An 8,709-nucleotide genomic window follows, 5' to 3' on the forward strand; every position below is an offset into this window, starting at 1 on the left:
ACAGTCAGCTGAGACCACATCAATATAACGGTGGGCTGACACCCAATGAGTCAGAGCGAAGATACTGGCTTGAATACAAAACCGTGGCCAATTTTAGTTGACCACTACACACAGAGCGGTTTTTTCTTGCAACCGACAACAAAAAACAAAAACTAGGAAAAAATGGAAAAGAAAAACACCAACAAAAAACCTTAATACCACCAGCCAACCAAAGGCAATAAACCAGTACTAACAGATACTAACAAGCCTAAATCACATTTTTTATCACATCCAAAACAATTGCTTTACATGCACACCCTTTATAAATAGGGTTTAAAATGTAACCACAAAAAAAGGAAAATTGAATGAACAAGAAAGTTGTACTCTCACTGGTGCTACTAAGCTCTCTCGCTGCCTGCTCAAAATACCCAAGCGACATCCAAATCACAGACAACAGCGGCATCAAACTGTACCAACCAAGCTACACATATACACTGTATGCCGTAAACGAAGACCAATTAAATAACATTAGCTCGATCGGTGAAAAAACGGGACAGGAACTCGAACAAGCGAGGGAATCACTCGTCAAATTCAATGATGTCGTCGCCAAAATTGATACCAAGAACATCTCAACATTCGACGAATTTAAAACCTACACGCTGAATGTAATCGACAGTCAAATCTCCGATATTCAAGTTCAAGCAGAGCTTGCGCGTAAAGAACTCGAACCACTTCTACCTGTGAAAGTCAAAGCCGACGAAGCCAAAGCACAACTCGAAGCGCTTCAAAAGCCGTACAAAGAGAAAAGCGAGCTATACACATCTCAATACGATAAAGCCAAGAACGAGTACGATGAGCTCACCAAAAGCTTTGATGCCTTGCAATACAACGTGCGAAGCATTGGAACAGACATGGGCTCCTACACCCTCGATAAACCCGTCGATGATTGCGGTAAACACTTAATAACCCGCGTTAACTCATGGACTGCCAAGAAGTTTCCTGCGTACCTTTGGGGCGCACCCATTACCGATGAAGGGAAAACATTTTGTACCTACTACAAACCGGGCAACCTAGAATTCGACAACGCCGTTAAGTTTATCAACGCACTAACCCCGGAACAAAAACAAGGGATCTTGACGTTTATCAAAGCCCACACTTACAAGAAACAAGTGGCACCCCACCTGGATAAATTAGCCCGTGACATTTGGTACGACAATGACGATCTGCGCAAACAAAGCGAACTGCTCAGCTCAACTGAAGAGTACAAGTTCGAAACGTTTGAACGGAACCAACAACAAATCCCTACTCTCATCGAAGAGCTCAACAAAAGACGCACCGACGAAACGCTAAGCAAAGAATATATCGACTTTTATTTTAACGATGTCGCTAAGCAATACGCGATGAAACTCAACAATGAGTTCTTATCAACGCTCACTAGCTACCCCATGGTAAACGAAGAGAATCGCTACACAGCAAAAGCATTCAACACCGAAGGGGAGCAATCGTTCATTTTAGTGCGCCAAGATAAGAAAAATCCGAAACACACACTATTCAACGTATTCACCATTACCGAAAACCTCAAAGATGCACAAACGGTAAGCTATGCTCTGGATACACCAAAATTAAAGACGATTTTTGCAGCGCAGGCATCATACGCTAAAAAGAAAAACACCGACCTTAAACTATTAAGCGCGGCTGACGAGAGCGGCAACCCAATCCTATAGACCCAACGCAAAGGCCAGTGGAGGACACACCACTGGCCTCACCCACCACCCAAACACCTAAACCTCGTAATACGCTAAAACCTATAAAGCATATCGCTGAACAACCAAGCCACCAGCAAAAAAATGGGGAATGAGATCAATCCATCACTCAAATTTCTTTTTCTTATCGTGTCGATAACCTTTTGTCGTATAAGATGGAGTCATTCCACTAAAATTTGACCAAAAAAATCAAGAGTATTCGATTGACGGCGTGGCGTGAAACTCATGAATCTGAAAATATTTTTGTCTCTGACAAATTTAAAGCTCGTTTCCCAGAGTTTAAAGTCACAACCTTCAAAGAGGGACTGCAAGCAATTTGGAAAGAAAGACAGCAATAGCGATAAGTCAGCCCTCGGGCTGGCATTGAATCGCCACTCCAAATAATAGTCATAGGATGTCTACTGAACGAGGTCCACTCCACTGAAATTTGGTCAACAGAACAGTATCAAGCAGAGCTAGTTCAGTCATGCGAAACAATCTTTGGGGCATAATTGTCGCAGCATCCCCTCAAAAATGTGGCCAGCTTTTATTGGCCACAAGACACAAATTGAAAATCCCCATTTGTCGGTGTTACTTATCAATACGAGGGTTCGCGAGCCCTTGTAGATGATTCCTGTACCAAGGAGGTGGCTATCGTCTAGACATAGACACCCGACGATTGTTCCAAAGTGTTCATACCGTCATCATCCTACTGTTCCTCTTTTTGGTAAGATGAACCGAAGAAAAGACACCTTGAGTGTCTTTTCTTCGTTTTTGACTGCAGCTTTACTTACTCGTAGAACATTTCAGCTAATTCAGTGCAAAGCACTGTCCGACAAATAATTGCCTTTTTTAGTAATAGAACATCACCCTCACTGAGTAACGGCTTACGAGTCGCTTTGTCATATCTAGAAGGCATCTCCTCTAGCAACTCAGCATGCAACCTTTTTATATCACTAAAGATTGAGAGTGACTGTGAAAACAGCATGACCTTGCCGTAATACCCGTGCTTTAACCCATAGAGCCATTTCAACAATATGGTTTGCCTGGACGCTTTGGTTTTAAAAGAATGCTCCATCTCAACAGCGACTATGGTGCCATCAGGTTCGATGGCTATTGCATCGACATTACGCACGTCATTTGACTTAAATAAACGCTTAAACTCAGGCTCAGTGACATAGGCATGCCAAAACGGTTTGTTTGCCCCTTCTTTGGTTTTATTGATAAGCCCTTTTTGCAAAATGTACTGCATCATGAGGTCATGCATGATGGTGTTCTGATTCACCCTCAAGCCCGGCTCTCCTGAACGAAAATACACAGCAACTGAAAGTAACTCTTCTGCATATTTAGCACCGGCATAATCAAGCAGGTATACCCGGCCATCCATTGAACGATGTGTAATGACTAGACTCAATAGTTTTTCTTTTACCAGCTTGTTTAAGTGTTCCAAGGCAAGCCGGTAAGGAATGGCATACATCCAGGCAATAATGCTGGGAGAAGTTAACCCGAAGCGCGCCACGAGTTTGATGGTTGTGATTCTTCTCATTGTACCTGTCTGGTTGTTGTTACAACCTGCGGCGTATTGCATCACAGTATTGAGATACGGGTGGTACTTTTCTGCAGAGCTTCCTGCCTGCAATATGCTCCGATTGACGAGCTGCTGAGATTGAGAAATGTGCGTTTGCATGGGATACCTTTTTAGACAACTTATTAAGTGTTATCACCAGGTAGACTCACCCTAGGCAAACAATTCCTATTGATAGAAAGTCTCGATAATCATCACGAGAACCTGTTTCATCCCTATCGGAATGAAAATAGCGACTAAAGTCGCTACAAAGCCAGGCTTTGCCTGATGGCAGAACATCTTCGTTGTTCGGCCATATGTCTTGAAAGGCACGCCAGCTCTGATGACTCGTCATCGACCTGTCTTACGAGCTACGCTCTAGCCTTCCAAAGACATTAAACGCGCATGCACCGAGCTACGCTCTGTACTAACCGCATTTTCGCCGCTTACGACGAGGGTGAGTGTGCCACTCCTCTCCCCTCTTTCGACGCTCTGCTTTTCTGACGAAAAGACAAATGGTTTAGCCATCAATTTGTGCCAAATGTGAGGCTAAATTTTGCTGAAGCAAAACGTAAATACGGTTAGTACAGACCTGCTGTACATGCGCGTTGCTCCTTTGAATCGGGACTTCATCCCCATTCAAATACGCCTTGAGTTGGCCTGTTTCACAGGCGCTTTTATTTACAAAAAATCGTGCCGATTGTTTGCTTTAAAGATATACATTCTGTGCTTAGCAATACTCAATTCCCGGTAAAATAAACGAATAAAAACCAGCAAAAACAGAAGCTAAACTAACAAAAAGCATCGAATAAAAAATGATGAAAAATGCTCTTGCAATCGCACTTTTTTTCATTAATGTCGAAAAAAGACCAAACAATAAACGACGCAACAGGAGCTTAATATGAAAAATGAATCACCGACTACACCTGCTGTAAATGTTGATGGCACCCCCATGATAAACGGTACCTATGTCGATGCCCAGGGGAAGCCATTTGGCGTAACAAATGACGATTCAACCTCTCATTCGATACAGGATGACTTTAGCCTCAACACAATCGATAGCGGCTATGACGATTGCTTTGACCCGGGCTTTGATTCTGACTCCAGCTTCTGTGATTCTAGCTTCGATTCAGGCTTTGGAGATACGTTTTAGTATGCGCCTAAAATTCGACATTGATTATTTTGCCGAAATATCACCACTACTCTACATAGTTGTCGTAGGTGGAGGTCTATTTGCGTGTTTAGTTATCTTTGAGACTAAAGCCAACTTTATAGCCTCTGTGTTTTTTGGCCTAAAATCTTCTTGTGGGTGCTATCTCTATGAATATCGAAAAGCAACGAACCAGATAAAGCCAACAAGGTGGACTCACCTATCCTATGTCGCTCTGCGATTCATTTAAAAGGAAGAAAACCTATGATCATGCTGATACCGCTAATCATTTTTGTTGCAGGAAGTATCTTCCTGAGTGTTCACATCATAAACAACCATGAGAGAAATATAAAAACACCAGAATAAACAATGCCTCACAGAAACTTTTGTTAATGACAAAATAATGAGTGCCGAGTAGGTCACAATAGCGCGTTAAATGCTAGTGTTGACTATTCGGCCCTACCACGCTCATCGCTTGTTTAACAACTTCCTGCCCGCTTGTAACGACCAAACGTCTAAGAACGAGGGTAACTCCCACGTTCATGTTTACTAAACTCACAACTTTTGGAAAAAATTTTTTTTACTCTAAAGTTCACCTCTGTCAGCTGCAGATGCTCAGAACGAGGGTAACTCCCAAGTTCATGTTTACTAAACTCACAATTTTTGGAAAAAAATTTTTTTACTCTAAATTTCACCTCTGTCAGCTGCAGATGCTCAGAGCGAGGGTAACTCCGAAGTTCATGTTTACTAAACTCACAATTTTTGGAAAAAAATTTTTTTACTCTAAATTTCACCTCTGTCAGCTGCAGATGCTCAGAGCGAGGGTAAATCCGAAGTTCATGTTTACTAAACTCACAATTTTTGGAAAAAAATTTTTTTACTCTAAAGTTCACCTCTGTCAACTGCAGATGCTCAGAGCGAGGGTAACTCCGAAGTTCATGTTTACTAAACTCACAATTTTTGGAAAAAAATTTTTTTACTCTAAATTCACCTCTGTCAGCTGCAGTTACGGCTGCACTGTAGAAGCGAAAGCATTCGCTACTTTTTTGGATAACAACTCAGTCACTCATGACTGTTGGAGGAAAGATGAACATAACAGCGGCACTGTGGGCCAAGGTCGGAATCCCTTGCGCCATCATTTTCACTTTACCGATTACAGCACTAAAAGCTAAGGGGATTTGATTTTATGTCCATGAACGACCTGCTTATTCAGGCGCGCGCTGAGAAAGCGCAGCTGCGAGTAAGTAACACTGAACTAGAGCAGCAAGTCGAAATACTGTTGCAGCAGCCAGAGTTTGACCTATCAACAGTGCATGTCTGCGAACAGGCAGTGCTCGCCAACCTGAAAAATACTTTTGAAGAGGGTGCGGTATGACGGATTCAAGCGAAATGCTCACAGAACAACAACTGATAGAGCTTACTGGTTACACCAAGGCCAGTGCCCAGGTCAAGCAGTTAAACCAGCAGAAAATTAACTACCACCTGCGCGGAGATGGTAAGCCGGTAGTCACCTGGACAGCAGTAAACTACCCGTTCATCAAACGAACTACAGAAAATGTAAACCAACCAAACTTTAAGGCGATGAGATAATGAGAAAACGTAAACCAGAAGATCAATGGATGCCACCTTTTGTGTATTTGCACCGCCGCGGCGGCACACCTTCTTGCTACATAATAAAGGGAAAGAACTCAACGCAGAGCCTCTGCAAGGCAGATGCTACCAAAGCAGAGGTGTGGGCGGCCTTTGAAGCAGCAATAGAATCGAGTCTCAGCGTCTACACATTTGAGAAGATGGCCAACGACTACATAGTGTCAGCAACCTTTAAAGAGCTCGCGCCGCGGACTCAAAAAGACCGTCAGCGAGAGCTGGCCATGTTCAACAGAGTTTTTGGTGCCATGGAGCCCGACAGCATCAAACCTCACCACATTCGCGAGTACATGGATATGAGAGGCAATTCGAGCAAGACGCAGGCGAACCACGAGCTTTCGGCAGCAAGTGTTGTTTTCGCCTGGGGGTATGAGAGAGGTCGATGCAAGACTAACCCGGCAAAAAGCATCAAGAAGTTTAAGCAGAAGCCTAGGGACCGCTATATCACTAACAAGGAGTTTGACGCTTTACTCTCCTGTTGCGAAACCCGATTACGTCTAGCCTGCCAAATTAGTTACCTGTGCGCCGCTCGTCAAAGTGACGTGTTAGCCCTAAGGTGGTCCCAGGTTGATGATGACGGGATCTTCATTCAGCAAGGCAAAACAGGCAAGAAACAAATTAAGGCTTGGTCCCAACAGCTAATTGAAACAATTAACGAGGCAAAAACATTGCACCATGGCGTTGCCAGCATTTACGTGATCAATAAATCAGGTGGCGGGAGGTTAACGGCAGATGGGCTTCGCAGCGCTTGGAAGAGAGCAATGGATAAATTAGCGGTGGAACATCCAGAGGTTGAACGCACATTTACTTTTCACGATATTAAAGCCAAAAGCATTTCCGATTTTGAGGGAACAATTCATGACAAACAGCATTTCAGCGGCCATAAGTCTACCTCTCAGGTACATGACTATGATAGGAAGGTGACAATTGTGCCGAGCATCGGCAGCAAAACAAACGCGCAAAGCCATTAAGAGTATTTCCAGGTTGGCATGCAGTTATTATATGTACAAGTTCAGTTAGTTTAGCCAATTTTCACGGCCATAAAAAAATCTATGTTTACCGAAAATCGGTAAACATAGATGAACTAGCTCAGACCTGAAATGTTCAATCATCAAGATTTCACTTGTGATTATCACTTAACTGATAATCACAAGTGAGAGAACATTAAACTAGCCTAACTAAAACGCATTACTTTGCTGGTTGTATGCTTTCGCTTCACGCTCTCTTCGAATACACCACGGACAACGAGTTTTCCACGCTGCTTTCTTCTGCAAAACAAGACTAAGCCTATTTTGCCAATTAAGGTATCTGTCCTCTGCCCGCCAAAGCAACTAGTTGACGTTGAATTAGTTGCAAACAAATGACCGAGGCGTTTTCGTTCAGCCAGAAAAAATAGACAACAAATAAATTAATACTTCGTCAATACAACTAAAGCGGCGACCATCATACAAAAACATTAGCTCACTACGTCTGAAACATTTACGTGATTAATAAATCAGGCGGAAGACAGTTAACGGCTGATGGACTTGGCAACGCTCTAACGACCACAACCTCTGGTCAAAGTGAACACATGCCACAGAAAGGTAGCTATCGTTACTACTATCAGTAGCAAAAACTAGAATGAACATGCAGTTCTAAGACAATCATTTTCTACATCTTTTTCTACGCAAATAAAAACGGCTCGCCCATTTCTGAGCAAGCCGTTGTTTTATTTGGCAGGGGTGGCAGGACTCGAACCCGCAACCATCGGTTTTGGAGACCGCTGTTCTACCAATTGGAACTACACCCCTGTTGACGTGGGGCATTATGCTAAAACACCTCTCAAAGGTAAAGGACTTTTTATGCCTAATATGTTCAATTGCAGATTTTTCATGCAAGAGAGCGAATATTCAGTCACTCACCCCTCCAAGAACTCGAAAACACAACATACCAGCACTTTAATAAAGGCAAGCTAACGCCTCATTTATCTCGATCAATCCGCTATCTACTAACCTTATTAACCCACTTTTATCGCTATTACGCGCTCAAATCGCATTTTTGCACAGCTGAGTTAATTCAAATGAGCGGCTTACAGGAACTAAGGCTCCTAAGCAGCCTTCCTAAGTCGCTTAAGTCACATTCATACCTTCACACTTCAAATCATCGCCACCTGTTATCAGCAAGCCGGTTCTGAGATAAAACCTGCACAGCACACTCCCTGATAAGAATGCCGCCCAATAGCAGCACACAAAACTTCAAACAATTGATATAAATCTAAGCTGCGAGCTGGGGGCAAAGACATGGATGTGCCGAATGTCGTAAACGCAGGATGCAGTTTATGAACAAGCCCAGCGCTTGAAGGACGGCGAAAATAAGCGCCAGCCATGGCCAGCTTCGAGCCATACATCAGATATTTACTCAACGCTCATTTCACATGGGGGCTTTGTACCGCGAAGCTGCTAGGCTGCGAGCTGAGGGTCTAATGAAGGCGCCTGTCATGAGCTTCGAGCCAGAGACTAACTCAGTCAATCTCACATGGGGCGAAAGGCATCCGCTAATCAAGCGAAGCTTGATGGATGGCTGTAGCGCGAAGCAGCTAGACTGCGAGCTGAGGGGCGCACACTGCGTAAGCAGCTTTGGGCTGCATG

6 protein-coding genes and 1 tRNA gene are annotated in these 8,709 nt (G+C 43.5%); 5 read left to right on the forward strand and 2 right to left on the reverse strand.

Going from position 1 to position 8,709, the window contains the following annotated elements; all coding sequences use genetic code 11:
• Window positions 1-344 precede the first annotated feature (344 nt).
• Window positions 345-1,703 (forward strand): efflux RND transporter periplasmic adaptor subunit, encoded by a 1,359-nt coding sequence (locus tag L2712_RS18925; RefSeq protein ID WP_248978685.1) that lies wholly within the window; start codon window positions 345-347, stop codon window positions 1,701-1,703.
• A gap of 808 nt (window positions 1,704-2,511) precedes the next feature.
• Here the strand turns inward: L2712_RS18925 and L2712_RS18930 are convergent.
• Entirely contained in the window at window positions 2,512-3,408 is an 897-nt protein-coding gene (locus tag L2712_RS18930; RefSeq protein ID WP_248978686.1) for a hypothetical protein, read from the reverse strand.
• A 778-nt stretch (window positions 3,409-4,186) separates the two neighbouring features.
• Here L2712_RS18930 and L2712_RS18935 point away from each other — a divergent pair.
• The 4 genes from L2712_RS18935 to L2712_RS18950 all read left to right on the forward strand — a co-directional run bounded on the left by L2712_RS18935 (window position 4,187) and on the right by L2712_RS18950 (window position 7,053).
• Window positions 4,187-4,438 (forward strand): hypothetical protein, encoded by a 252-nt coding sequence (locus L2712_RS18935; protein WP_248978687.1) that lies wholly within the window; start codon window positions 4,187-4,189, stop codon window positions 4,436-4,438.
• 1,183 nt (window positions 4,439-5,621) lie between these two features.
• Window positions 5,622-5,810: a hypothetical protein gene (locus L2712_RS18940; RefSeq protein ID WP_248978688.1), complete on the forward strand. Its 189-nt coding sequence runs from the start codon at window positions 5,622-5,624 to the stop codon at window positions 5,808-5,810.
• Window positions 5,807-6,025, forward strand: coding sequence for a DUF4224 domain-containing protein (locus L2712_RS18945; protein WP_248978689.1), 219 nt, complete (start codon window positions 5,807-5,809; stop codon window positions 6,023-6,025). The genes L2712_RS18940 and L2712_RS18945 overlap by 4 nt, the downstream gene beginning before the upstream one ends.
• Complete coding sequence (locus L2712_RS18950; protein ID WP_248978690.1) at window positions 6,025-7,053, forward strand: tyrosine-type recombinase/integrase; 1,029 nt, start codon at window positions 6,025-6,027, stop codon at window positions 7,051-7,053. Before L2712_RS18945 ends, L2712_RS18950 begins: the two co-directional genes overlap by 1 nt.
• 742 nt (window positions 7,054-7,795) lie before the next feature.
• On the opposite strand, the gene L2712_RS18955 is transcribed toward L2712_RS18950, so the two are convergent.
• Window positions 7,796-7,872: transfer RNA gene (locus tag L2712_RS18955), tRNA-Trp, on the reverse strand.
• Window positions 7,873-8,709: the final 837 nt, after the last annotated feature.

The sequence above is a fragment of the Shewanella marisflavi genome, assembly GCF_023283925.1.
Classification (GTDB): Bacteria; Pseudomonadota; Gammaproteobacteria; order Enterobacterales; family Shewanellaceae; genus Shewanella; species Shewanella marisflavi.